General features: G+C 53.2%; 19 protein-coding genes and 1 riboswitch. Of the genes, 8 read left to right on the top strand and 11 right to left on the bottom strand.

From position 1 onward, the window contains the following. Positions 1 to 6 precede the first annotated feature (6 nt). Entirely contained in the window at positions 7 to 555 is a 549-nt protein-coding gene (gene rimI, locus GEI7105_RS0119450; protein ID WP_017662103.1) for a ribosomal protein S18-alanine N-acetyltransferase, read from the bottom strand. 207 nt (positions 556 to 762) lie between these two features. Between rimI and lysA the strand changes: the two genes are divergently transcribed. The 4 genes from lysA (at position 763) to uppS (ending at position 5,441) form a co-directional block, all read left to right on the top strand. Next, positions 763 to 2,175: a diaminopimelate decarboxylase gene (lysA, locus tag GEI7105_RS0119445; protein ID WP_017662102.1), complete on the top strand. Its 1,413-nt coding sequence runs from the start codon at positions 763 to 765 to the stop codon at positions 2,173 to 2,175. A gap of 128 nt (positions 2,176 to 2,303) precedes the next feature. Continuing rightward, positions 2,304 to 3,248, top strand: a complete 945-nt coding sequence (cdaA, locus tag GEI7105_RS0119440) for a diadenylate cyclase CdaA (RefSeq protein WP_017662101.1) — start codon at positions 2,304 to 2,306, stop codon at positions 3,246 to 3,248. 186 nt (positions 3,249 to 3,434) lie between these two features. After that, a complete protein-coding gene (locus GEI7105_RS0119435) occupies positions 3,435 to 4,559 on the top strand; it encodes an RNA-guided endonuclease InsQ/TnpB family protein (protein WP_017662100.1) in 1,125 nt (374 codons plus the stop codon). Between the two features lie 123 nt (positions 4,560 to 4,682). Next, entirely contained in the window at positions 4,683 to 5,441 is a 759-nt protein-coding gene (uppS, locus tag GEI7105_RS0119430) for an undecaprenyl pyrophosphate synthase (RefSeq protein WP_017662099.1), read from the top strand. Between the two features lie 143 nt (positions 5,442 to 5,584). On the opposite strand, the gene psb29 is transcribed toward uppS, so the two are convergent. The 3 genes from psb29 to hemF all read right to left on the bottom strand — a co-directional run bounded on the left by psb29 (position 5,585) and on the right by hemF (position 8,303). Continuing rightward, positions 5,585 to 6,301 (bottom strand): photosystem II biogenesis protein Psp29, encoded by a 717-nt coding sequence (psb29, locus tag GEI7105_RS0119425; protein WP_026097795.1) that lies wholly within the window; start codon positions 6,299 to 6,301, stop codon positions 5,585 to 5,587. A gap of 210 nt (positions 6,302 to 6,511) precedes the next feature. Beyond that, the gene (locus GEI7105_RS0119420) at positions 6,512 to 6,880 is read right to left on the bottom strand and encodes an STAS domain-containing protein (protein WP_017662097.1); all 369 of its coding nucleotides are present in this window, start codon (positions 6,878 to 6,880) and stop codon (positions 6,512 to 6,514) included. Positions 6,881 to 7,271: 391 nt separating this feature from the next. Further along, on the bottom strand, positions 7,272 to 8,303 hold the full coding sequence (hemF, locus tag GEI7105_RS0119410) for an oxygen-dependent coproporphyrinogen oxidase (RefSeq protein WP_026097794.1): 1,032 nt from the start codon (positions 8,301 to 8,303) through the stop codon (positions 7,272 to 7,274). A gap of 247 nt (positions 8,304 to 8,550) precedes the next feature. On the opposite strand from hemF, the gene GEI7105_RS0119400 reads away from it, so the two are divergent. From GEI7105_RS0119400 to GEI7105_RS0119385, 4 genes are all read left to right on the top strand, one after another. Further along, positions 8,551 to 9,639 (top strand): Mrp/NBP35 family ATP-binding protein, encoded by a 1,089-nt coding sequence (locus tag GEI7105_RS0119400; RefSeq protein ID WP_017662093.1) that lies wholly within the window; start codon positions 8,551 to 8,553, stop codon positions 9,637 to 9,639. A gap of 43 nt (positions 9,640 to 9,682) precedes the next feature. Next, on the top strand, positions 9,683 to 10,933 hold the full coding sequence (rodA, locus tag GEI7105_RS0119395) for a rod shape-determining protein RodA (protein WP_017662092.1): 1,251 nt from the start codon (positions 9,683 to 9,685) through the stop codon (positions 10,931 to 10,933). Positions 10,934 to 11,205: 272 nt separating this feature from the next. Next, positions 11,206 to 11,397, top strand: a complete 192-nt coding sequence (locus tag GEI7105_RS0119390; RefSeq protein ID WP_026097792.1) for an NAD(P)H dehydrogenase subunit NdhS — start codon at positions 11,206 to 11,208, stop codon at positions 11,395 to 11,397. Between the two features lie 201 nt (positions 11,398 to 11,598). Further along, positions 11,599 to 12,654, top strand: a complete 1,056-nt coding sequence (locus GEI7105_RS0119385; RefSeq protein ID WP_017662090.1) for a hypothetical protein — start codon at positions 11,599 to 11,601, stop codon at positions 12,652 to 12,654. Position 12,655: 1 nt separating this feature from the next. On the opposite strand, the gene ctpC is transcribed toward GEI7105_RS0119385, so the two are convergent. The 7 genes from ctpC to GEI7105_RS0119345 form a co-directional block, all read right to left on the bottom strand. Beyond that, on the bottom strand, positions 12,656 to 13,927 hold the full coding sequence (ctpC, locus tag GEI7105_RS0119380; protein WP_342662846.1) for a carboxyl-terminal processing protease CtpC: 1,272 nt from the start codon (positions 13,925 to 13,927) through the stop codon (positions 12,656 to 12,658). Between the two features lie 260 nt (positions 13,928 to 14,187). Continuing rightward, positions 14,188 to 15,408, bottom strand: a complete 1,221-nt coding sequence (ispG, locus tag GEI7105_RS0119370; RefSeq protein ID WP_017662087.1) for a (E)-4-hydroxy-3-methylbut-2-enyl-diphosphate synthase — start codon at positions 15,406 to 15,408, stop codon at positions 14,188 to 14,190. A gap of 594 nt (positions 15,409 to 16,002) precedes the next feature. Beyond that, entirely contained in the window at positions 16,003 to 16,557 is a 555-nt protein-coding gene (locus GEI7105_RS31460; RefSeq protein WP_017662086.1) for a Coq4 family protein, read from the bottom strand. A gap of 157 nt (positions 16,558 to 16,714) precedes the next feature. Next, positions 16,715 to 17,341 (bottom strand): cob(I)yrinic acid a,c-diamide adenosyltransferase, encoded by a 627-nt coding sequence (locus GEI7105_RS0119360; protein WP_017662085.1) that lies wholly within the window; start codon positions 17,339 to 17,341, stop codon positions 16,715 to 16,717. Positions 17,342 to 17,349: 8 nt separating this feature from the next. Continuing rightward, the gene (gene cobN / locus GEI7105_RS0119355) at positions 17,350 to 21,225 is read right to left on the bottom strand and encodes a cobaltochelatase subunit CobN (protein ID WP_017662084.1); all 3,876 of its coding nucleotides are present in this window, start codon (positions 21,223 to 21,225) and stop codon (positions 17,350 to 17,352) included. Positions 21,226 to 21,378: 153 nt separating this feature from the next. Continuing rightward, on the bottom strand, positions 21,379 to 22,470 hold the full coding sequence (gene cobW / locus GEI7105_RS0119350) for a cobalamin biosynthesis protein CobW (RefSeq protein ID WP_017662083.1): 1,092 nt from the start codon (positions 22,468 to 22,470) through the stop codon (positions 21,379 to 21,381). Between the two features lie 160 nt (positions 22,471 to 22,630). Beyond that, a riboswitch (cobalamin riboswitch) is annotated at positions 22,631 to 22,788 on the bottom strand. 7 nt (positions 22,789 to 22,795) lie between these two features. After that, the gene (locus GEI7105_RS0119345) at positions 22,796 to 24,286 is read right to left on the bottom strand and encodes a cobyric acid synthase (protein WP_017662082.1); all 1,491 of its coding nucleotides are present in this window, start codon (positions 24,284 to 24,286) and stop codon (positions 22,796 to 22,798) included. Positions 24,287 to 24,339 lie beyond the last annotated feature (53 nt).

Raw genomic sequence — 24,339 nt, 5'->3', positions numbered from 1 at the left:
CGAGATTTAACAAGTTTTTAAGATTTTCCAACCTTGGCGATCGAGGCGATGTAGAAGTTGACGATCCCAATCTTCTAATTTTTGTAAAAAACCGGCATTTTGTATCCCACTTAACCACAAAATCGACGCATCCTCTCCATTGGGATAATATGCCTGTCGTCGTCCCGCTTCTCGAAAGCCAAATTGTTCGTAGAGCGATCGTGCAGCGTGATTAGCAGTACTAACTTCTAAGGTAGCTCGCTCTAAACCCCGCTGTCGGGCCGATCGCAACAGCGCCTGCAACAACAACCGCCCCAACCCGTGCCGTCGGTATGGAGGCAAAACGGCCAAAAGGGTGAGGTGGGCTTCGTCGAGAATCGCCCAAAGACAGCCCAAACCCACGAGAGAAACTCCGTTCTCGTCCGTGGCGAACAGACCCGGCAAGTCGCTGTTGGGACTTTCGAGTTCCCGTCGATATCCCGCTTCCGTCCACAGTCGGCCGAAACAGGTGCGATCGAGTTCGACAATAGAGGGCAAGTCCTCGACGGACAGCGGTTTGAGATGAAGATGGGTCACGGGAAGAATCGATCGAAAGCGTTCGGAATCAGCAGCCCTAGATTGTACACTAGAGATTTAGTAGATGTAAGTTCGAGTTACTGGACTTCGGCTCGACCTTCCTCGAACGTCTCCTTGAAAACGGTTTGAAACCTGTCGGCGCGGTTGCCGTGCAGGTAGCCCGCCGAAGATGTTGCTCGACTCGCGATCGCGTATTTATCTCAAATCATGGTATCGACTCCTCCTGTTGAATCCCCGACGTCTGGTTTGTCCTACCTGCCCTCAAACGAGGGTTCTACCGACACCCGTTCCCCCAATCAGGAACTGTTTCCTCTCACCGCCAGAGTCAACGACAACGACACCTTAGAAATCGGCGGTTGCGACGTCACCACCCTAACTCGCCGCTTCGGAACCCCCCTCTACATCCTCGACGAAGCCACGCTGCGAGAAGCCTGTCGCCAGTATCGCGACGCCTTTCAACGCTATTACGACGGCGACAGTCTCGTGTTGTTTGCCTCGAAAGCCTGGAGTTGTCTGGCTGTCTGTGCCATCGTCGCCAGTGAAGGGTTGGGAACTGACGTCGTCAGCGGCGGCGAACTGTACACGGCGCTAAAAGCTGGGGTATCGCCCGATCGCATTTACCTCCACGGCAACAACAAATCCCGCCGGGAACTGCAACGGGCGATCGAGGCCGGTATCACTATCGTCGCCGACAACTGGAACGATTTAAACATTCTGGTATCGCTGAGCGAACATCGTCCGACCCCCGTACGGTTGATGTTGCGGTTGACTCCCGGTATCGAATGCCACACCCACGAATATATCCAAACGGGACATCTCGATAGCAAGTTCGGCTTCGACCCCGACTCCCTCGACGCCGTGTTAGAGTTCGTCAGCCAACATCCGAGTTTGTCCTGTATCGGCTTGCACGCCCACATCGGATCGCAAATTTTCGAGTTACAGCCCCACTGCGACTTACCGAAAGTCATGGTGTCCTGGTGGCAACGGGCGAAAGCCTACGGTCTCCCCGTTACCGAACTGAACGTGGGGGGCGGTTTGGGCATTCGTTACACGGAAGCCGACGATCCCCCTAGCATCGACGAGTGGGTGAAAACCGTCTGTGAGAACGTCACCGCAGCCTGTCGCGAGGCGGGGATGCCGTTACCTCGTTTGCTCTGCGAACCGGGGCGATCGCTGGTGGGGTCGGCTTGCGTGACGGCTTACACCATCGGCGCAGAGAAAACCGTGCCGGGAATCCGAACTTACATTACGGTAGACGGTGGAATGTCCGACAATCCCCGTCCGATCACCTATCAATCGGTGTATCGAACGGTCGTGGCCGACCGCATGAGCGCCCCGGCGACTGAAACGGTGACGGTGGCGGGCAAACACTGCGAGTCCGGAGACGTGTTGGTCTCGAACGTGCGACTTCCGAAAACCCAGGCTGGAGACGTTCTCGTCGTGATGGGGACGGGAGCCTACAATTACAGTATGTCCTCGAATTACAATCGGTTACCGCGTCCGGCGGCCGTTTTAGTTGGCAACGGAGAAGCCAATATCGTCCTACAGCGAGAAACTGACGCCGATTTACTTCGGCAAGACCGCTTGCCCGAGCGGTTGGTGTCGATGGAAGATCGCTAACGATGACGAGGGAGATCGATCGCTTCGTCGAGCCAAGCTCGGGTTGAGGCAGCGTTCTTTTATCGTTTGGGATATCGTTCGAGACGTTTTTTGGATAACACAGCAGTACGAGGAGAATCCAGAGTTCGATGGAATCTCTGTGGCAGCAATGGCTAGCGAACTCCAGCGGGAATCCGTCCTCGCTGTTGCGATCGATCCAGCAGTTCTGGGTGGCGATCGATCTCGGATTGGTCTTCGTTCTGACCTATACGATCTTGGTGGCGATCGGAGAACGCCGCACGCTGTGGATGGTGCAGGGGCTAGTCGTGTTGGTGCTGGCCGCCGGTCTCAGCAGTACGTTAAATCTCAAATTACTGCACTTCGTCCTCGATAAAATTACCATCGTCTCGGCCGTGGCTATGGCGGTGACGTTGCAGTCGGAATTCCGCCAGTTTCTCGAACAACTCGGTCGCGGCGATATTGGCGGGTTGTTTCAGTCCTCGAGAGAAAGTCTGCCCAAGGCCGACAGTGTCGTGGACGAAGTCGTCGATGCGATCAAGGAACTTTCGCAAAACCGCACGGGTGCTTTGCTGGTGTTGGAGACGAAACAACCCATCGACGAACGAGATTTTTCAGTCCCCGGCGTCAAACTCAATGCAGAAGTGTCGAAAGAGTTGTTGCAGACGATCTTTCAAACCAGTACGCTGCTGCACGACGGGGCGGTGTTGATTCGGGCATCGCGCATCGTGTCGGCGGGGATTATTTTGCCGTTGTCGGAACGCACAGCGTCTCGCCAGTTGGGAACGCGACATCGTGCGGCGATGGGGATTACCGAACGGGTCAAAACTTGTTTGTGCGTGGTGGTGTCGGAGGAAACCGGGTCGATTTCCCTGGCGGAACGGGGGTCGCTCAACCGTCCGTTGACGAGCAGTAAGTTAAAGGAACTGTTGGAAGCGCGGTTTTCGAGTACGGTAGACGGAGAAGTGGTCGCTCCGAACTGGCGTAGTCTCGGCCGTCGCTTGAGTTCGCGTGGTGGGGCGGCGATCGCGCGGTTTTTCCGGCGATCGTCCTCGGCCTCGAGCGATAAGAAGTAACGACTCTCATTGATGGCAGCAGTTCGGGCAACGGCGGCGGAATTACCCCGCCGTTGTCTCGTCTGGCGCGGGACGACCGTATACGAAAATGCTCGGGATATCTCTCGATCTCCTGGTGCTTCAGCGCGGGGTGGAAAAGCGACTCGCACGGCATAAGGACGCCGTGGGTTTGGTAGAATCGTTCTCATGAAAACACTGAAGTTCAAGCTTTACAACCACGAGCGGAACCGTCACCTGAAACGCATGGTGAACGCTTCGGGGGGGATTTACAACCACTGTATCGCCCTACACCGTCGGTACTACCGGATGTGGGGCAAGCACTTGAACTGCGCCAAACTTCAGAAGCATATTGCCAAACTGCGGAAACGGAACCCCTTCTGGAAGTCCGTTAACGCACAGGCGGCACAAGACATCTGCCAACGCATCGAGAAGGCGTATCAGTCGTTTTTCAAACATAAGGAGAAAGGGGTTCGCCCTCCTGGGTTTAAGAAAGTCAAAAATTACAAGTCGTTTACCCTCAAGCAAAACGGCTACAAGTTTCTCGGTGGAAACCGAATTAAGATCTGCGGTCGGGTGTATCAGTTCTGGAAGTCTAGAGAAATTGAGGGAAAGGTTAAAACTGTGACGATTAAACGAACTCCCTTGGGGGAGATGTTTATGTTCGTCACGGTAGATCCCCCCTCCGAGCCGATCTTCAAAGTCGAGACGGGTAAAAGCGCTGGCTTTGATTTCGGACTGAAGCAATTTCTCACGACCTCTGAAGGCTTCAGCATTGACGCACCACTGTTTTTCAAGCAATCTCTCCGCGAGATCCAGAAGGCGAACCGAGAGCTGTCCCGCAAGCAGAAGGGGTCGAACAACCGAGAACGCGCCCGGAAGAATCTAGCTCGCCGCCACGAGGATATCGCCCACAGGCGAGAGGACTGGTTCTGGAAACTGGCTCACTGGCTGACCGATCGGTTTGACGTTCTCTATTTCGAGACGTTGAACCTAAAAGCCATGCAGCGGCTTTGGGGACGCAAAGTATCCGATTTGGGATTTCGGTCGTTCCTGCAAATCTTGGAATGGGTCGCCCAGAAGAAAGAGAAAGTCGTTGCCTATATCGACCGCTGGTTTCCATCCAGTAAAACTTGTTCCTGCTGCGGACATATTTTGGACGAGCTAGATTTAAGCGTCAGGCGGTGGCGCTGTCCGTCCTGTAGGAAAGAAAACGAGCGTGACGAAAACGCCGCCATCAATATCAAACAGGTTGGGGCATCGACCTGTGGGTTAGGTGAAGTCAGTCAGGCTCAGCCTGCTTTTGCTGTTTGAACCCAGAATCCCCGTCGCGTGACTCGCGGGGAGTGTGTCAAAATGCAGGGGTTAACGTCGGGAACGCAAGCGAGTCAGTGCGTAGTCGATCGAGCAGTCTGGTGGAACACTGAGGAATCCGGTATGAGTGCCAAGCAAACTCTCTTACGAACGTTACCTGTCGATCTCGATCCCGCTCGCTTGCCGAAACACGTGGCGGTCATTATGGACGGCAACGGCCGCTGGGCGCAAGGTCGGGGCTTACCCCGGATCGTCGGCCACCAACGGGGGGTAGACGCTCTCAAGGATTTGTTGCGATGCTGCGACGATTGGGGCATCGAGGCGCTAACGGCCTATGCGTTTTCGACGGAAAATTGGGGTCGCCCGTTAGAAGAAGTAGATTTTCTGATGACGTTGTTCGAGCGGGTGTTGCGGCAGCAGTTACGGGAAATGATGGAAGAAAACGTCCGCATTCGCTTTGTCGGGAATTTAGAGACGCTACCGCCGTCGCTGCGGGCCGAAATCGATCGCGCGATGGAGGAAACGGTTCACAACACAGGCATTCAGTTTACGGTGGCGACGAATTATGGCGGACGACAAGAAATCGTCGAAGCCTGTCGCGCCATTGCCGAGCAAGTCAAGCGGGGAGAACTCGACCCAGCGGCGATCGATCGCGAGTTGTTCGCCCGTCATCTGTACACGGTGGAGTTGGACGATCCCGATTTGCTGATTCGCACCAGTGGCGAGATGCGAATTAGTAATTTTTTGTTGTGGCAGGTGGCCTATGCGGAACTGTACGTGACGGATACGCTTTGGCCGGAGTTCGATCGCGAGGCGTTCCGCCAGGCGTTGTTATCTTACCAGCAGCGCGATCGCCGGTTTGGTAAAGTGGCATCTCGATAGGTTCGCAATGGCTAGGTGGAATGCGGGTTAAGCTACATCTGGTCGTACTCGGCCCGATCGAGCCTGAGATTTTCTCCAACAACCGACTGGGGGCGAATCCTCGTCCGCCCCCAGAGTGTAAGTCTCGATGTCCGTTTCTGACGCTATGACGATTGAGATTCGGGTGCGGGTTTGTCAGTTGTGGTTTGTTTGGCGTTCTCTCGCTCGCTGCGTTTTTTACGTTCGGCGGCGAGAATGTCGGCCATCACGCTTTGAGCCTGCTCCATTTTCTCGAGGTTGCTGCGGTAGAGTTCGAGATCTTTTTGGAGTTTGTCATCCGACAACTGTAGGGCTGCGCTGGCTTTTTCCAAAAGCGAGGACAGTTTTTTCTTGTCTTTCACTAATTCTCCGTCGACCCGTTCGATAACCGAAAACAAGCCGATCGCGAACAAACGGCTGTATTTAAAGTTATCTCGACTGGCGATCGCCTGAAGTTGCTGTGCGACGGGATTGTCAGCTTCGCGACTTTCCGGCTGTGCCAGAATTGCCGTTAACTCTTCGGTCGAGAGGGGTTCGACGGCAGCGATCGCCGCCGCAGCATCCTGACGATAGCGATCGGGATCGTCGTCGATGGCGCGACAGAGGGCTTCAAAAATCGACGTGCGATCGCGCTCCGGCTGATACCCCCGCATCAAGCGATCGAACGCCGTCACCACCCCGAGGGCATAAATGGGATCGTATTTAAAATCTACGTTAACTGAGAGCAGGTGCATCTCGACCATCAACTCTTCCACGACCCGGCGATAGATCGAATTGACCGGTCGCATGTGGAGGCGATAAAAAGCTCGTTTAGTATCGGAAACAGTACGGACGTTATCCACAGGAGGTTTACTGGGGGTTGAAGGACTTAATAAGGTCTCGGGCGCGATCTGGCGTTGGGCCGAGCACGGCGTGCGTTAGGGGCGTTCCTACTGCGGTCTCGTTCCCGTCACGGTCGAGACAGTCGCAACGGTAGCGCGTTCCCCGTTTCCGAGCGCATCGGAAGCGGGGGGATCTCCCAAATTGGGAGGACGCAGAACCGACGTTTCGGATTAGCTGGCCACGTTTCGGGGAACGCCTTCGAGGGCTTCTTCCTCCGTCTCGAAAATTTCAAACACGGAATCCATCATGGTGACCTCGAACACCAGTTTGGCCTCTGGATGCACGTTACAGATACGAAAACTGCCTTTAACTTTATCGGCGTCTCGCATTCCAGCAACTAAAGATGTCAAACCAGAACTATCGATGAAATTTACCTGTCCGAGGTTTACGACCACGTGGCGGCTCAGTTTAGAGATGCATTCCTGAAGTTTGAGGCGAAACTGCCAAGCCGTCGTAATATCAAGACGACCTGCAGGTGCCAGAACGATTACAGTCGTCCCGTCTTGGGTAGTATGTGTTTTCTGCTCGATGTGGATCACAGACCCTTCCTCGCACTTACAAACTCGACACGTTCCGGTTAGCGCTCCGGAACTTCTCGCTCGACTCGGTCTGCCTCCAAGCAGAACGCTCTAGCAAACCGTTTCAGCGAGCAATTGTACCCGATCGAGGGCGAGATCTCCCGCTTGAACTCGATCGCGATTTCCGTCGGCCTTTTCAAACGCGCTCGGGGATTGGCCCGTGTTGTCCGTTCGGACTTGCTCTGTGGGAGAGCGATTCGGGTGCGAACTCACGCCCTTACCCGAGAAATCTTCAGCGCGTTACCGTCTCGGATCTAGGATACCAAACATCTCTTCTTCCGCCTTTGACAGACGGAAAAGCGAAGACCCCTCGAGGGAAGATACGATCGCGCCCGAACGACCGTCGTTCCGGTTACGCCGTCGTCCAGTTCGCCCAGTCTTGCGGTTTGAGGAAGGTCTCGTACAGCTTGGCTTCTGGGGTTCCCGGTTCCGGTTCGTAGCAGTATTCCCAGCGCACGAGCGGCGGTAAAGACATCAAAATCGACTCAGTACGGCCGTTCGTTTGCAGGCCGAAGATCGTCCCGCGATCGTAGACTAAATTAAATTCCACGTAGCGGCCGCGTCGGTACAGTTGGAAATTGCGTTCGCGATCGCCGTATTCCATGCCCCGACGCCGTCGAACGATGGGTTCGTAAGCCGGAAGGAAGGACTTTCCGCAATCTCTCGCGAAAGCAAACAGCGATTCCCAATCCCGAGGTTCGAGTGCGCCGAGTTCTTTACTGTAAGTCGCGGCCGGCCCGTCCGGGTCGGGGCCGCGATAGAGTTCGCCCCGGCCGTCTTGGTAATCGAAGAAAATCCCGCCGACGCCCCGCGTTTCTTGGCGGTGTTTCAAATAGAAGTATTCGTCGCACCAACGTTTGAAAACGGGATAATACTCCGAGTGGTGGCGATCGCAAGCTGCTTTAATGGTTTGATGGAAGCCAGCAGCGTCTTCTTCAAAAGGATAGTACGGTGTCAAATCCACCCCGCCGCCGAACCACCACACCGGCCCGGCCTCGAAATAGCGGTAATTTAAGTGAACCGTGGGAATGTAGGGATTGCGAGGGTGCAGCACCATTGAGGTTCCCGTGGCGTAAAACCCGTGACCTTCTGCTTCGGGTCGCTGCTTCAAAATCGACGGGGGAAGCTGCGGACCGAACACTTCCGAAAAGTTGACGCCCCCTTGCTCGAAAATATCACCTTCGCGAATCACGCGCGATCGCCCGCCGCCGCCTTCAGGACGCTCCCACGAATCTTCCCGAAACCGTTCCCGGCCATCGATCTGCTCTAATCCTTGGCAAATTTCATCCTGTAATTCTTTCATGAACTGGCCGATCCGCGATCGCGAATCTTCCGGGGGACGGGCGGGCGTAGAGGACGTAGAAGGACTCGAAGTTACATTCATAACGGAGTGATATCACAAAACGATCGTAAGCTCGGAAGACTTAGTATATGGGCTTGCTGGCGCATCTGGTCTTCCTCGGGGCGACTGCGTTTCCCACAGAGTTCGCGGCCTTAAATATCATAAGGAATGTTGCGGACAATTTAGAATACTGTTTAAGAACGTACATTTTTCACAACAAAAAGATACATTTTCGTCTGCGTTCGCTCGCGAAACTCACAGCCGAAACGTTTAACATCAGGAGGTTTTAGTGGAACCGACCGTCTCGAAAGACCTGACCCCCGAATCCGTCTTAAACGTCTTGCGCCCGGTGCAAGACCCCGAACTTCAAAAAAGTTTGGTGGAATTGAACATGATCCGCAACGTGGAGATCGAGGGGGGAACGGTCAAATTTACCCTCGTCTTGACCACCCCCGCCTGTCCGCTGCGGGAGTTCATCGTCGAAGACTGCGAAAAAGCCGTTCGCACCCTCCCCGGCGTCGAAGCCGTGGAAGTAGACGTAACGGCCGAAACCCCCAAACAAGCCTCCCTTCCCGATCGCCAAGGCATCGACGGCGTGAAAAACATCATCGCCATCTCCAGCGGGAAAGGTGGGGTCGGTAAAAGCAGCGTCGCCGTCAACGTGGCCGTCGCCCTCGCCCAAACCGGGGCAAAAGTGGGACTTCTCGACGCCGACATCTACGGCCCCAACGGTCCGAATATGTTGGGTCTGGCCGATGCTAAAGTCATGGTTCGGCAAGCTCCCGACGGAAAAGAAGTCCTCGAACCCGCCTTCAACCACGGCGTCAAATTGGTGTCGATGGCTTTCCTCATCGACAAAGACCAACCCGTCATTTGGCGCGGTCCTATGCTCAACGGCGTCATCCGTCAGTTCCTCTACCAAGTGCAGTGGGGCGAACTCGACTATCTCATTGTCGATATGCCCCCCGGAACCGGAGACGCTCAACTCACCCTAGCGCAAGCGGTTCCCATGGCCGGCGTCGCCATCGTCACCACGCCGCAGCGCGTCGCTCTTCTCGACTCTCGTAAAGGGCTGAAAATGTTCGAGCAGTTGGGGGTTCCCGTCCTCGGCATCATCGAGAACATGAGCTACTTCGTTCCCCCCGACCTTCCCGATCGCCAGTACGATATTTTCGGATCGGGGGGCGGCGAAAAGACCTCCGAGGAACTCGGCGTTTCCCTCCTCGGTCGGATTCCGTTGGAAATTCCCCTGCGGGAAGGCAGCGACGAAGGTGTTCCCATTGTCGTTTCCCGTCCCGAGTCCGCTTCGGCCAAAGAGCTGACGATGGTTGCCAAACAGATTGCGGCAAAAGTCTCAGTCGCAGCGTTGTCGAAATAAGCCCCGTCAAACTCGCCGCCTCGTCTCACCGTTTCAGCGTCTCATGCAAAAATCTCTCCCTCGTTTCAGCCTGCAAAAGCTTGTACAGCCTTGGAAGTCGTTAGATTGGTTTTTAGCCATCTCGGTCGTCGGTCTGACAGTGTTCGGCGGTTTGATGATTCGCAGTACTCAACTCAACGCCGACTATACCGACTGGTGGCAACATTGGTTAACTGGAGGTATCGGCCTGGCGATCGCACTGGCGATCGCCCGTTGGCGTTACGACGTACTGGTGCAGTGGAAGTGGATCGTATATGGCATTACGAACCTCTCTCTGCTGGCCGTTATTTTTGTCGGAACGACGGCTTTGGGGGCGCAGCGGTGGATTTCCATCGGCGGCTTTCACGTGCAACCGTCGGAATTCGCCAAGTTAGGGTTGATCGTCACCCTGGCGGCCGTATTGGAATCGCGCACGGCTGCTAGTTTTCCGGTAGTGCTACAAACTCTAGCCGTTACAGCGGTTCCGTGGGGATTGGTGTTTTTACAACCGGATTTAGGAACCTCCCTCGTCTTCGGGGCTATTACGATCGGGATGCTGTATTGGGCGAACGCCAACCCCGGTTGGTTGGTCTTGTTAGTATCGCCTCTGGTGTCGGCGATTTTGTTCGGGACGCTGTTACCGGCCTGGTTCGTGTGGGTGGCGGGAATGGGCGTGTTGGCTTGGCTGACTATCCCCGGACGTTGGATTGGAGCCGCGATCGCCTTGGGAATTAATTTACTGTCGGGGAAGTTGGGCGAGGTATTTTGGAACCTTCTCAAACCCTATCAAAAAGACCGAATTATTCTGTTTCTCGACCCCGATCGCGATCCCCTCGGTGGGGGCTATCACTTGATTCAATCCCGTATTGCCATCGGTGCGGGTGAATTTTGGGGGCGCGGTTGGGGCAACGGCACGCAAACTCAAGGCGGCTTTATCCCAGAACAGCACACGGACTTTATTTTCTCGGCGGTGGGTGAGGAATTGGGCTTTGTCGGCGCGATATCGGTAGTCTTGGTGTTTTGGTTGATTTGCCTGCGTTTGGTGATTCTGGCACAAAATGCCAAGGATAATTTCGGGTCGCTGTTGTGCGTGGGCGTGTTATCGACGATCGTTTTTCAGGCGATCGTCAATATCAGCATGACCATCGGCTTAGCGCCGGTCACGGGAATTCCACTGCCTTGGCTGAGTTACGGGCGATCGGCGCTGTTGACGAATTTTATCGCCTTCGGACTGGTGGAATCGGTTGCCAACTACCGACAGCGTTTGAAATTCTGAGGCTGAGTCGTTCCTCTTGGAAATTTCCAAGGTTCGAGTCGCCGAGAGAACAAAATAGTACAATACCTTTGACAATTGGCGGTCGGTGGGCGCGAGCTATTTGCGCCACAGACCGGACGGGAGTTACGCATCTACACCATTTGTAGGGTGGGCAATGCCCACCGACTTCCCCATTTAGTGTAGTTTTGGTTGAACTGCGTAAGTCCTACCGGGTTAAAATCCGAACTCGAGCCTACGTAAATTTAACACTGAGTTACTGAGTACCCATGACGATGATTCTTCCGGGATCGGCTGTACGAGTCGTAAACCCCGACGATACGTATTACGAGTTTCAAGGATCGGTGCAGCGCGTTAGCGACGGCAAAGCGGCGGTTCTGTTTGAAGGCGGAAACTGGGACCACTCGGTCACGTTCTTACTGTCGGAGTTGGAATTAGTGGATGCGAAAGCCGGACGTAAGAAGTGATAACGGGACTTTTTACAGTCACCAGCCTTTTACAGTGAGCAGTCAACAGTGGAGACCGTTGACAGTTTCTCCCTTGCTCCCCCTCTCCCCCTCTCCCCGGCTCCCCCTCTCCCTTGAAGTGATTACCGAACCTTTTGCGTAATCACTTCCCCACTCCCCCTCTCCCCGGCTCCCCCTCTCCCCTGCTCCCTTGACTGAATTATGGACGATCGAACAGCGCAGTTAGAAGAGGTTCTAGGAGCGGCGACGCGATCGCGATCGCTCGACGAATCGGCGTTGGCGTGGCTGGTAGATTGGGAGTTAGAAGATTCCCGGCGATCGCAGGCGTTCGGAATTTCGGTAGAGAACGCTCGAGAGGCGATCGCGCGACGGTGGCAACTGTTGCGCCAAATCGCCCAAACGAGGCTCGATCGCCTGCCGCTGTCTTCGCAACCGGACGCCCCGTTTTTCGCCACGCTATGGACCTTGTGGCTGCCGCTATCGCAACAACTGGCAGAGATTCGCCGTTCGATCGATCGCCCTCTCGTTCAAGGGATTCTCGGGGGACAGGGAACGGGCAAAACCACCCTCGCTGCGGCCCTGACGGAGATTCTGGACGAGTTGGGGTACGCGGTGGTCAGTTTGTCCATCGACGATTTGTATAAAACGCATTGGGAACGCCAGCAACTCAAGGCAGAAGATCCGCGATTGGTGCGTCGCGGACCGCCGGGAACTCACGACGTACCGTTAGGAATTGAAGTTCTCGATCGCCTGCGTCGGGGGCAAATCCCGGTTGAGGTGCCGCGTTTCGATAAGTCGGCTTACGGTGGAGACGGCGATCGCACGGCGTCCGAACGGGTCGATCGCGCGGATATTGTTTTGTTTGAAGGGTGGTTTGTCGGTGTCGAACCTGTCGATCCTGCCCTGTTCGACAACGCTCCACCTCCGATCGCGACGGAGGTGGATAAAACCTTCGCTCGAGATTGTAACGCCCGTTTGCGGGACTATCTACCGCTGTGGGAACGGCTCGATCGCCTGATGGTCTTGTACCCCGTCGATTACCGTCTCAGCCAACAGTGGCGATTGCAAGCCGAACGCGACGCGATCGCCCGAGGAAAAGACGGGATGTCGGACGACGAGATTTTCGCCTTTGTGGAATATTTTTGGAACGCCTTGCACCCGGATTTATTCGTCGAACCGTTAATCGGCGATCGCTCCCGCCGACAATTGGTCGTCCGACTGAACGCCGATCGCGCGATCGGCGCAATTTTCAATTAATTCACTCCGGGGATTGTGTGGCGATGCTAGCACTTTGCAGCACTTCAATGGCTTGGGAATACTGCGGGTCTTGCAGGGTGCCGATGAGGGTGCGATCGGTTCTCAGGGCTTCGCGAGACTCTTCGCTTAACTCCGACTCGATATCGGGCGGAATTCCTTCTTGATTGATATCGCGACCGTTGGGCGTAAAGTATTTGGCGATCGTCACCGCCAAACCGGAACCGTTCCCCACCGGACGCACCGACTGTACCAACCCTTTACCGAAGGTTTGGGTTCCGACCAAGACCGCGCGATCGTTATCTTGCAACGCCCCGGATAGGATCTCGCTGGCACTAGCCGAACCGCCGTCTACCAAGACCACCAACGGTTTGTCAGTAAGAGCGCGACCGTTCGCTCGTTGCACTTCCGAAATCCCCTGACGGTCTACCGTAGACACGATCTTACCTTCGTCAAGCCACATCCGCGCGATTTCAATACTTGCTTGCAATAACCCACCGGGATTGGCTCGCAAGTCGAGAACGTAAGCTTCGACGCCCCGATCTTCCAACTCCCGAATCGCGTCGCGCATTTCTTCGGTGGCCAGTTGGCTGAACTGGGTTAAGCGGATGTATCCCACCCCACCGGGTAAATCTTCTCGGTAGCTGTACCGAACCGGATGGATTTCGATGCGGGCGCGAGTAATGGGAAATTCGATTTCGCGATCGTTGCGAAGAACTGTCAGCACCACCTCCGAGCCAACCGGACCGCGAATTAAGTTAACGGCTTCGTTGATATCCATGCCTTCAGTGCTGCGACCGTCGATTTCGGCAATGATATCTTGAGATTGAATTCCCGCTTCAAAGGCTGGCGTGTCTTCAATGGGAGAAACCACCACGAGTTTGTTGGTTTCTTCGTCTTGGGCTAGTTGAATGCCGACCCCCGTTAACTCCCCGGAGGTATCGATTTGCATACTGCGAAACTCGTCCGGATCCATGAAGCGCGTGTAGGGATCCTCGAGTTGTTCGAGCATCTCGCGAATGGCATCGTAAGCTTCTTCTTGAGATGTATAGGAACGATTTAGATAGTCGTTACGAACTGCTCGCCAATCGACTTGATTGAAGGTCGCATCGACATAATTCTTATTAATAATTTGCCAAACTTCATCTATGAGTTCTTTCGGGCTATCCTGAAAGAACGCTTGACCTTTCATGTGAATGCCCGCACCGATAATCGTTACGGTACTCAGCATTACGACCGTTGCGCCAACGACCAGCCCACGAGTTGTCATGTCGATATGCCTTAGCTTCAGAGTTCAGAAACGTGTTGGATAAGTTATGCCTACTCTAACACACTCGAATCGATCGAGTTGGAGCGGTTTTCACAGCGATCGCATCCCGTTAAAAACCCCGTTTGACAATGAATCTTAAGCAAAATCGCTAACACAAGGGTCGATGGCAGAGCGTCCTAGAGCGTCCTATAGCGGCTAGACCCGAGAAAGATGAAGGCGCGTCTCCACCATCGATCTGAAAACGGATGGGTTGTGGAAGGTCTCGGTTAAGGATCGACCCAACGGCCGTCAGCTTTAATGAGATCGATCAACTCTTCAACACCCCGATCTTCAGGAACTTTCTTGATTTCTTCGCGACCGCGATAGAGCGAAATAAATCCGGGTTGTTTGCCGACGTACCCGTAATCGGCATCGGCCATTTCGCCCGGACCGTTGACGATACAACCCATCACGGCAATATCCAATCCCGTCAAATGTTTCGTGGCTTCGCGAACTTTGTGGAGAACCTCTTCTAAATTAAAGAGCGTCCGACCGCAAGAGGGACAAGCGACGTACTCGACCATCGTTTTTCGCAATCCCAACGCTTGGAGAATGCTGTAACAGACGGGAATTTCTTTTTCTGGGGCTTCCGTGAGAGACACGCGAATCGTGTCGCCGATTCCTTCAGCCAGGAGGGTTCCAATACCTGCGGTGGATTTGATGCGTCCGTATTCCCCATCTCCGGCTTCCGTGACGCCGAGGTGAAGGGGATAGTCCATACCTAACTCGTCCATGCGTCGAACCATGAGGCGGTAGGCAGCCAGCATAACGGGGACGCGAGAGGCTTTGAGGGAGATGACGAGGTTGTAATAGTCGAGGGACTCGCAAATGTGGAGAAATTCTAAGGCCGATTCCACCATTCCCTCGGGGGTGTCGCCATAGGTAAACAGCATCCGTTCGGCCAGAGAACCGTGGTTGACGCCGATTCGCATGGCTTTTCCTTGGTCTCGCAGAGATACCACCAAGGGTTCGAGGGTTTCGCGGATTTTGCTGCCGATTTCCTCAAATTCGGCTTTCGTGTATTCCGTGCGATCGGATTTGGGTTTCTCGAAAACGTATAAGCCGGGATTGATGCGAACTTTATCCACGTGCTTGGCGACTTCGAGGGCGATTTTGTGGCCGTTGTGGTGAACGTCGGCGACGAGGGGAACGTCTTGATAGGTGTCGCGAAGTTTTTGTTTGATGTCGGCTAAGGCTTTGGCGTGCGCCATGCTGGGAACGGTGACGCGCACGATTTCACACCCGATTTCGTGAAGGCGGCGAATGGCGGCCACCGATCCTTCGAGGTCCATCGTGTCTTCGTTAATCATCGATTGCACGACGACGGGGTGTCCGCCGCCGATGGTGACGTTACCCACCCGAACGGGACGGGTTTTGCGGCGATGGATGGTAGTGTCGAACGCGGCGGGGGTTTCGGGGCTTTGGGTAGGAGTTGGCAGTGTTTGCATAGATCCTGTGAAGTTCGTCGATCGCAACGAGACGTTATTTTTCAGGTTGCCATAGATGGGGACGCTTTGGGATGCAAACCTGTGAGTTCAAGGTGGCTTGACCGGCGATCGGAATCGATCGCATTGCTCGTGGTGGGAACCCAACGACTCGAACTTGTAGAATTTTTGGAGATGAATTAGATGCAAGTGCGATCGGTTCGGGTGAAGACACAGGCGATCGCCCTGAGCGACGTACCGGGTACCGGAGTCTTAAAGCCTGTCCTTCTTTCTTATCTGAAAAGTGGCAGGTTTTCATGTCTTAAAAAAGCTTAAAGAATATAGCAACTCTAAATCAGTTGTGTAACACAATTGAGACAAAAAGAGAATCGGGAACGGAGAATGGGAAACGGTAAATCTGATTTTCTCTAGTGTTTTAATTTTTGACAATTTATTTGAGACTGCTATGTTGACATATTTACTTTTTTGTAGCGTCTTGATTTTATAAAACATAAAATGCTTTGGTTAGCAGATAACAAAAACCAACGAAAGTCAAGTTGAGAATTTCTCACGTAACGCACTGTTTTTAAAATAAAAAGATCGATACCAGCACACACTTTACCCTTCTTTACACTCTTCTGGTAACACCAAACCTAATTTATCACGGATTTTATCGATCGAGCAAGTCCAATCTTTTTCAAACTGATACAGTAGCAAACAGTCAGCTTGTTTACCTAAAGTATATCCTCGACGTGAATTTTCCCAAATGGCTTTTTTTTGTTTTAATAAAGCAAACGGGTAGATAAATCGAACCAACGGATGAAATGCACTCATACATATGCTGTAGTTTTGAGCGACTGTAAAAGCAAAAACACCAATTTCGCCAGCATGACTGGTATCAAATCCTAGCAATACATGGAAAAGATCGTGAGTTATGGTAAATCGAAATGCAAAGGGTTTTTGCTCGGCGATCGCCTGTAATTTGGGACTAATTTCAAGGGGCTGAATTTTATTCTCCAGCATATATCGAGCATATTCGTAACCTAACGTACCTTTGGGAAGGTGGCTGAGTGCTTCGAGATCGATAATTGGATAATCGCTGGCGAGTTCTCGTAGCTGAGTTAATAAGCTAGGTTTGGCTCCTAAGCTAATCGGTTCGATTTTGAAGAACATTATATAACAAGCCTAAGTCAATGGGGAACGTAGAAGGATGTTTTTGTGAATTTGAGATATCATATCTCTGTATATTTTAAATTTTAAATGGTGTATTTCGGTGATTTTAAATATTTTTTAAATTTCAAAATCGACACCGAAATACACTCTAAACTCTCTAGTATTCAATGCCAATTTGAGCGGGAATTCCCGCACTAATTGGGTGTTTGATACGAGTCATTTCTGTAACCAAATCGGCGGCGTCGATTAATTCCTGGGGCGCATAACGTCCGGTGCTGACGACGTGACAATGGGGCGGACGAGATTGAATGCCCGCGAGAATCGGAGCGAGGTCTAAACGAGCTTTTTTGAGGGCGATATGTAACTCGTCTAAAACTACAAGAGAAATCTCAGGATCGGCAATAAATTCTAGGGCTTTTTCCCAAGCTTGTTCTGCCATCAAGCGATCGCGATCGGGGTCTTGGGTTTCCCAGGTAAACCCGCCGCCGAGGGTATCGATACTGACTGGAAATCCTGCCGCGTTGAGTTTTTCTAACATGATGCGATCGCCGTCGGGAAACGCACTGTCATTTTTAATAAATTGAACCACCGCCACTCGTAAATCGTGGGCGAGATGGCGATACACCAGATTCATCGCCCCGCTGGTTTTTCCCTTTCCCAATCCCGTAAAGAGAACGTACAAGCCTTTTTCGTTCCCTTGGCGATCCATGCGAGATCGATCTTTAGCGGCTTTAATCTTTTGCAACCGAGCTAACTCTTCTGGAGGTGTAATAGAATTGGTCATGATTTTCCTTAGATTTTTCCTTCAATATCTGCTTCTGCATCTAAAACGATCGCCCTAAGCTGTTCTAACATATTGGGGGAAACCTGCTGCCACAGTCCCCGTTGGTGCGCTTCTAACAGGCGTTCTGACATATCCCGCAACGCCCAAGGATTATGCGTTTGGATAAATTCTCGAACCTCATCGTCTAAGATATAGGCTTGGGCAACGCCAGCATACATAAAATCGGCGACGCTGTGAGTTGTCGCGTCGTAAGCAAACAGGTAATCTACTGTCGCCGCCATTTCAAACGCGCCTTTGTAGCCGTGACGCATTACCCCAGCAATCCATTTTGGGTTGATAACGCGGGAACGGTAAACGCGGCTAATTTCTTCTTCTAACGCGCGAATTCGCGGCTGTTGCGGACGAGAATTATCCCCAAAATAGGCTTTGGGATTTTTTCCCTGGGTGGCGCGAACGGCGGCGACTAAACCACCCTGAAACTGGTAATAATCGTCAGAGTCGAGTAGGTCGTGTTCTCGGTTATCTTGATTGTGTAAGACGATTTGCAGTTGTTCGAGTCGTTGTTGAAATACGTCGGGAACGGAGGTCGATCGCAGTTTTCCGGTTGAAGAGTTCCCAGCAGACGATCGCCCGTAAGCGTAGCAACTCCAATTAATATAAGCTTGGGCTAAATCGCGATCGCTCGCCCAATTTTGCGCCTCGATTAACCCCTGGAGTCCCGCCCCATACGCACCGGGTTTCGAGCCAAAAACGCGGTAACGGGCGCGGGTTTCTGCGTCTTCTGTCGTAAATCCCGTCTCTTGCCAATGTCGCGTATCCTCCCGAACGAGATCGGCGAGGGGATTCATATCGGGGGGTTCGTCTAAGGCGGCTACGGCGTCCACTGCTGCATTGAACAAATCGATGAGGTTGGGGAAGGCATCTCGAAAAAAACCCGAAATCCGCAGGGTGACATCGACGCGGGGACGTTTCAAAACGGAAAGGGGTAAAATCTCGAAATCTAACACCCGACGCCCCACTCCGTCCCACAGGGGGCGCACTCCCAACAGTGCTAAGGCTTGCGCCATGTCGTCGCCGCCGGTTCGCATGGTGGCGGTTCCCCACATGGACAGTCCTAGGGTTTTGGGATACTCGCCTTCTTCTTGAGTGTAGCGCTCGATGAGGGTTTCGGCGGCTTTGCGCCCTACGTCCCAGGCGCTTTCGGTGGGAAGTCGGCGAATGTCCACACTGTAGAAATTGCGCCCGGTTGGGAGTACGTCAGTGCGTCCCCGTGTCGGTGCGCCGGAAGCCCCGCTGGGGACGTAACCGCCGTCTAAGCCGTGGAGTAAATGTGTAATTTCCTGGGTGGTTTGGTTGAGTCTCGGTAAAAGCCACTGTTGAATCCAGGTGAGTTCGGTGGCGGCGTGGAAACCGATTTTTGGGGAATGGGTACGATCGCCCCCAGTTTCCCCCGTCTGTTCTGCTTGGATTAAGCGATCGATCCAGTATGCCGCTTGATGTTCCAATACTTCAACTGCATCGCCAACGGTATGTAATTGACGTTTGGGTAACTTCGGTGTCGCCGTTTCGGGAATCTCCAAGTTTGCGATCGCTTCCCCTAAATCTGCGGTGAGAGGGTCGAAATTCCAGCCCCAATCTTCGGCGATCGCCCGCGTTAACCCCTGACGTCCCGCACTCGGTTGGCGTGCGATCGCGGCGATCGTATCGCGCAATTGTTGCCCTTGGGGACATTGCCCCAAAATATGCAAACCGTCGCGAATTTGGGCTTCTTTGAGTTCACAGAGATAGCCGTCCGTCTGTGTGATAAATTCACTGAAGACATTGCTATCGTTCGATCGATTGAGAAGGCGATCGCTCGATGAAATCTCGAGTTGAGGCAAAATCGGAGATAATCCCGGCAGCAAACTGAGGTCTCGATTCAGGTTTTCCTGGGCGACAATGGCACAGATGCGATCGCGAATCACGGGCAATCGCTTCGGATCGAGGGTTTGGGCGTCGTAATATTCATCGATGAGGGCTTCTAACTGATGCAACGCCCCGTACAGTTCGGCCCGCGTTAACGGTGGCGTCAGGTGATCGAGAATCGTGGCTTGTGCGCGACGTTTCGCCTGCGCCCCTTCCCCCGGATCGTTGACAATAAAGGGGTAAAAATGGGGCATCGGCCCGAGTGCCACTTCGGGATAACAGCGATCGGAGAGGGCTAAACTTTTACCGGGCAACCATTCTAAATTTCCGTGTTTCCCCACGTGGACGATCGCCTGCGCTTCCCAGTGGTGACGCAACCAGGTATAGAAAGCTAAATAATCGTGAGTGGGTTCTAAATCTGGGGCGTGGTAGTTCAAAGACGGATCGCGATCGTAACCCCGCGATGGCTGAATCCCGACAAAGATGTTACCCACTTGCACCCCAGAAATGGGAATGTCTGTGTCAGGATCGACGTCTCCCCAGCGATCGCGAATCCCTTGTTGTACGGAAGTCGGAAGCTGCTGAAAATACGCTTGATAATCCTTTCCCGAAAGAGTTTGATAAACTGGGCGCAAGTCTTGTCCTTCCGGATCGTTGGTGATGCCCTGCGTGAGCCAGTCCATCAGTTCGGCAGGGGTTGCGGGTAAGGCTTCCGCGTTGGATGGGGGATCGAGAGTTAGGGTATATCCCGCCGCCTGTAACGCCTGTAAAATTGCCAGACAACTGGCGGGGGTATCCAATCCGACACCGTTGGCGAGGCGACCGTCTTTATTGGGGTAGTTGGCGAGGATGAGGGCGATTTTGCGATCTTGGGGATGCGATCGCCGCAGTTTGACCCAGTTCGCGGCGAGTTCGGCGACAAACGCCACGCGATCGCTTTTGGGTTCGTAAGCCATCACCGTCGTTTCCAGTTGCGGATGTTGGATTTGTTCGGCTTTGAAGGACACTGCACGAGTGATAATGCGTCCGTCAACTTCCGGTAACGCCACGTTCATCGCAATATCTCGCGGCGCAAGTCCCCGCCACTGTTCCCGCCATTGTGCTTCGCTTCCACCGCTGAGGATCGCTTGTAGGATGGGAACGTCTAACCGTTGCCAAAAGTCCACTTGCGGCGAGTCTGCGTTCAGTTTGGCGAGGGAGAATCCGGTGGTGTTGAGGAGAAGATCGATCGACTGTTTCTCGAAATACGCTAAAAGCTGTTTTTGAATCTCGGTATCGCGCAGGGAGGGAACGAACAGGGGACGAGGCGCGAGATTGCGGGATTCTAAGGCGTCGCAGAGGGCATCGATGACGCGGGTGTTGCCGGAAAGGAAGTGGGCGCGGTAAAAGAGGATGGCGACAGTGGGTCGATTCTCGGAGTTTGGAAACTTGCGCGGATAGTCTCCCCATTGGGGAATCGGTTTCGGAAACGGCGGATTGTAAGGTTTGTCGAGACAGGTTCGAGCCAGATATTGCAGGCCGTAACTCAGGTTTTCCGCTCCTCCTTCAACAAAATAATGCCAGAGGCGATCGGCGACGGACAAGGGAACGGTACTGAGACTCATCAGGGTGGGATCGGGGCGATCGTCCCCAGGTAATACGATTAGGGTAACACCTTGAAATTCGGCGATTTCTTGCAGGCGATCGATCCCGTAACTCCAGTAACTGCGCCCTCCCAACAGCCGCACGACGACGACTTTCGCGTGCTGTAAGACGGAATCGACATAGCAATCGATACTCAGTTCCTGCTGGAGTTGCAGCAGGTTCGCTACTCGAAACTCTGGAAAGTCTGGGGGTAACAGAGACAGGCTGGACGCCAGGGTTTGGATTTCTGTGTCGGCGGCGGTGAGAACGATGAGGGGTGCGGGGGTTTGTTCCAGAATAATCACCCCTTCGGTGTCTGGACTCCATCCCCCCGGTGTGGCGGCGATGCGGTGCATGGTGAAACGATTGAGGGAACGGGGAACGGGGAACGGGGAACGGTCGAGAGTTAGGGGTTTGGGTAAGTTTCCTGTTCGTTTTCTCGATCTCCCGAGGGGTCAGAAGCTCCACCTAACACCTGCTCGATTCCCTGTTGCCTTTAAGGGCTTCGATTACACTAAAGTTGGAGACAGAAGGGCTGTTTCGATCGCCGATCGATCGAGATTCTCGCCGATGAACACCAGTTGAGTTTCGCGGGGTTCGTCGGGATTCCAGGGGCGATCGTAGAAGTAATCGAAACGACGACCGACTCCTTGTAATACCAAACGCATGGCTTTACCGGGAACGGCGACAAATCCCTTAATTCGATAAATTTCTTGGGTTTCCAGTAATTCCTGTAATTGTGAGATTAGAGCCTTGGGTGCAAATTCTTGCGCTGCTTTAATTTGTACGGCGTTGATGTTGTCGTCGTGTTCGTGTTCTTCTTCATGGTCGTGATGGCTGGGGCGACTGTCTAAATTGTCTTCTACCGCCGCGTTAAATCCGAGGAGTACGTCAATACTCATTTGTCCGCGATCGCACGACACGACTTTGACGCGATCGGGCAAGTTTTCCCGCAGCCAAGTTTGAACTTTGGGTAAGTTTTCTTCGGAGATACAATCGGATTTACTGAGTAATACTAAATCGGCACAGGCGAGTTGGTCTTCAAACAACTCTTCGATGGGGGTTTCGTGGTCTAAATTGGGGTCGGCTTGTCGCTGGGAATTGAGCGCGTCGATATCTCCGACTAATTGCCCTTCTGCGAGGGCTGCGCCGTCTACAACGGTAATGACGCCATCGACGGTGGCTCCGGTGCGAATTTCGGGCCAGCGAAAGGCTTGAACCAGGGGTTTTGGCAATGCCAATCCCGACGTTTCAATGACGATACTATCGATGCGATCGCGGCGTTTGAGGAGTTCTTGCATCGTGGGCAAAAATTCTTCTTGCACTGTGCAGCACAAACAGCCGTTGGTGAGTTCTAAAATGGTGGAATTCAGTTCGGAATTTTCTGTTTTGTTTGCGTCTGAATTGCTGACGTTTTCCTCAGTAACGTCGTCGCAAATTTGACAAGTTTTTAGCAAATCGCCATCAATGCCTACTTCGCCAAATTCGTTGACGAGGACGGCGATTCGTCGTCCCTCATTGTTGCGGAGTAAATGCCGAATCAGGGTGGTTTTCCCAGAACCGAGAAACCCAGTAATAATCGTAACGGGAATTTTATGCATAATCGCGTTATCTGTACCTCGCAGATAAGTTGTTAATGGACAGTTTATGATTGACAATTTTTGTTTTTTTGAAACTGCTTTTTTGTGAAGAAATTGCAGTTTTTTTTGATTGTCAACTTTTGATAAATTGTCCGTTGTCTATCGTCAATTTTGGAACTCGATCGCTCCCCACATTATGGCGGGCGTTCTGACTGGGAGAAACGCCGTAACAGCGGTTTGACTCCTTCACAGCTGCGGGACAGTGCCGGATTTTCACCGATCTTTCCCCCTTACGTCTGATGGCTGACCTCCATCAGAGCCATAATTCTCAAAATGCTACCACACTTTAGCTCAGTCCGATCCAAGCGCGAATCGGGTCTAAGTCACAATACTCCTCGAGAACATCCGCCATGCGATCGTACAGGGAGGCTTGGTGAACTGGCCAGGGAATCGCCCCCGGTTCGTACTTCTCAACCCGCGCCAGTCGTGCTAACCTTTGACGCATCGCGGTCGATTCAAACAAACCGTGGAGATAGGTTCCCCACACCTGTCCTGAGTTGGCGTCGCTGCGAGATTGGAGACCTTCCGATCGCTTGTTTCCTCCCACTTCGATGTTGAGAAGGGGTTCGACTGCAACGTTGGGATTTGAGGCGAGTTGTTGGGTTTGTCCCATGTGAATCTCGTAGGCTTGCCAGGTTTCATTATCGGCGATCGCTCTGACTTGACGGACTTCTTTACGAGGGGCGAATTGCGTGGCAATGGGTAACAAATCTAACCCTTTTACATCACCCGCTATTCCCGCATATCCGTCTAAATCGGAGAGTTTTCGCCCTAAAATCTGATAGCCGCCGCAAATTCCCACGATAGGAACGCCTCGCTTCGCTGCGCTGTGAATTGCGTCGGCTAAGCCTGTTTCTCGCAACCAATTCAGATCTTGAATTGTATTTTTACTACCTGGCAGAATAATGGCTCGAGCGTCGGCGAGGGTGTCTGGGGTCGTTACCCAACAGGTGCGAATGCCGCGATCGAGCTGCCAGGGTTGGCTATCTTGAGAATTCGACAGGTGAGGAAAGCGAATCCAAGCAAATTTCGCGCCGCTGCCGGATTCTTCCGCTTCTCGACACAAACTGTCTTCACTTTCCGGTTGCAGGGTTTGACGGTAGGGCAACGTGCCGAGGTAGGGAAAGTTAGGTAAATGGCGATCGAAATATTGACCCGCCGTTTCAAATAAACTGAGATCGCCGCGAAATTTATTGACGATAAATCCCAATCCCAGAGGTTTGGCGGCGTCGGGGATGAGGGTGTGAGTTCCGACGATTTGAGCAAAAACGCCCCCGCGTTCGATGTCTCCCACCAGCAGCCAACGTCCGTTGAGATATTGAATCGGACGCAGATTCACGATGTCCCGGTGCATTAAATTTAACTCAACGGGACTTCCCGCACCTTCGAGTAACAAGACATCGCAGCGATCGCGCCAATCGTCGAGGGTTTGCGCCACCACCTGCCAAATGCGATCGATATGTTGATAGTAGTCTTTCGCTTGCAGATGCTGTTGGGGTTCTCCGAGTAACACGAGTTGAGATGTGCCGTTTCCCGAAGGCTTGAGTAGAACGGGGTTATGCTGTGCGATCGGACGCACGCCACAGGCTGCCGCCTGAACCGCCTGAGCGCGACCGATTTCGCCGCCTTCTAGGGTGACATAGGAGTTATTGGACATATTTTGCGCTTTGAAAGGCGCGACGTTAACCCCTTGGCGACGCAACCAGGCCCCGAATGCAGTGACGAGCCAACTTTTGCCAGCGTTGGAAGATGTTCCTAAAATCGAGAGTGCTTTCATGGTGTCGATCTTGACCTTGTTCTCAAAACATTTCATCTTATCTGACCTGGCGA

This window comes from Baaleninema simplex PCC 7105 (assembly GCF_000332355.1).
GTDB lineage: Bacteria > Cyanobacteriota > Cyanobacteriia > Cyanobacteriales > Geitlerinemataceae > Baaleninema > Baaleninema simplex.
The sequence above is the reverse complement of the archived record's forward strand: the minus strand, read 5'-3'. Positions and strand labels throughout refer to the sequence as shown.

What these genes read in the sequence shown, in the direction of transcription:
- hemF (WP_026097794.1), bottom strand. Translation starts at nt 8,303, where the DNA reads ATGAATGTAACTTCGAGTCCTTCTACGTCCTCTACGCCCGCCCGTCCC.
- GEI7105_RS0119360 (WP_017662085.1), bottom strand. Translation starts at nt 17,341, where the DNA reads ATGACCAATTCTATTACACCTCCAGAAGAGTTAGCTCGGTTGCAAAAG.
- uppS (WP_017662099.1), top strand. Translation starts at nt 4,683, where the DNA reads ATGAGTGCCAAGCAAACTCTCTTACGAACGTTACCTGTCGATCTCGAT.
- ispG (WP_017662087.1), bottom strand. Translation starts at nt 15,408, where the DNA reads ATGCAAACACTGCCAACTCCTACCCAAAGCCCCGAAACCCCCGCCGCG.
- lysA (WP_017662102.1), top strand. Translation starts at nt 763, where the DNA reads ATGGTATCGACTCCTCCTGTTGAATCCCCGACGTCTGGTTTGTCCTAC.
- cobN (WP_017662084.1), bottom strand. Translation starts at nt 21,225, where the DNA reads ATGCACCGCATCGCCGCCACACCGGGGGGATGGAGTCCAGACACCGAA.
- cdaA (WP_017662101.1), top strand. Translation starts at nt 2,304, where the DNA reads ATGGAATCTCTGTGGCAGCAATGGCTAGCGAACTCCAGCGGGAATCCG.
- GEI7105_RS31460 (WP_017662086.1), bottom strand. Translation starts at nt 16,557, where the DNA reads ATGTTCTTCAAAATCGAACCGATTAGCTTAGGAGCCAAACCTAGCTTA.
- GEI7105_RS0119345 (WP_017662082.1), bottom strand. Translation starts at nt 24,286, where the DNA reads ATGAAAGCACTCTCGATTTTAGGAACATCTTCCAACGCTGGCAAAAGT.
- cobW (WP_017662083.1), bottom strand. Translation starts at nt 22,470, where the DNA reads ATGCATAAAATTCCCGTTACGATTATTACTGGGTTTCTCGGTTCTGGG.
- GEI7105_RS0119385 (WP_017662090.1), top strand. Translation starts at nt 11,599, where the DNA reads ATGGACGATCGAACAGCGCAGTTAGAAGAGGTTCTAGGAGCGGCGACG.
- GEI7105_RS0119390 (WP_026097792.1), top strand. Translation starts at nt 11,206, where the DNA reads ATGATTCTTCCGGGATCGGCTGTACGAGTCGTAAACCCCGACGATACG.
- GEI7105_RS0119435 (WP_017662100.1), top strand. Translation starts at nt 3,435, where the DNA reads ATGAAAACACTGAAGTTCAAGCTTTACAACCACGAGCGGAACCGTCAC.
- rodA (WP_017662092.1), top strand. Translation starts at nt 9,683, where the DNA reads ATGCAAAAATCTCTCCCTCGTTTCAGCCTGCAAAAGCTTGTACAGCCT.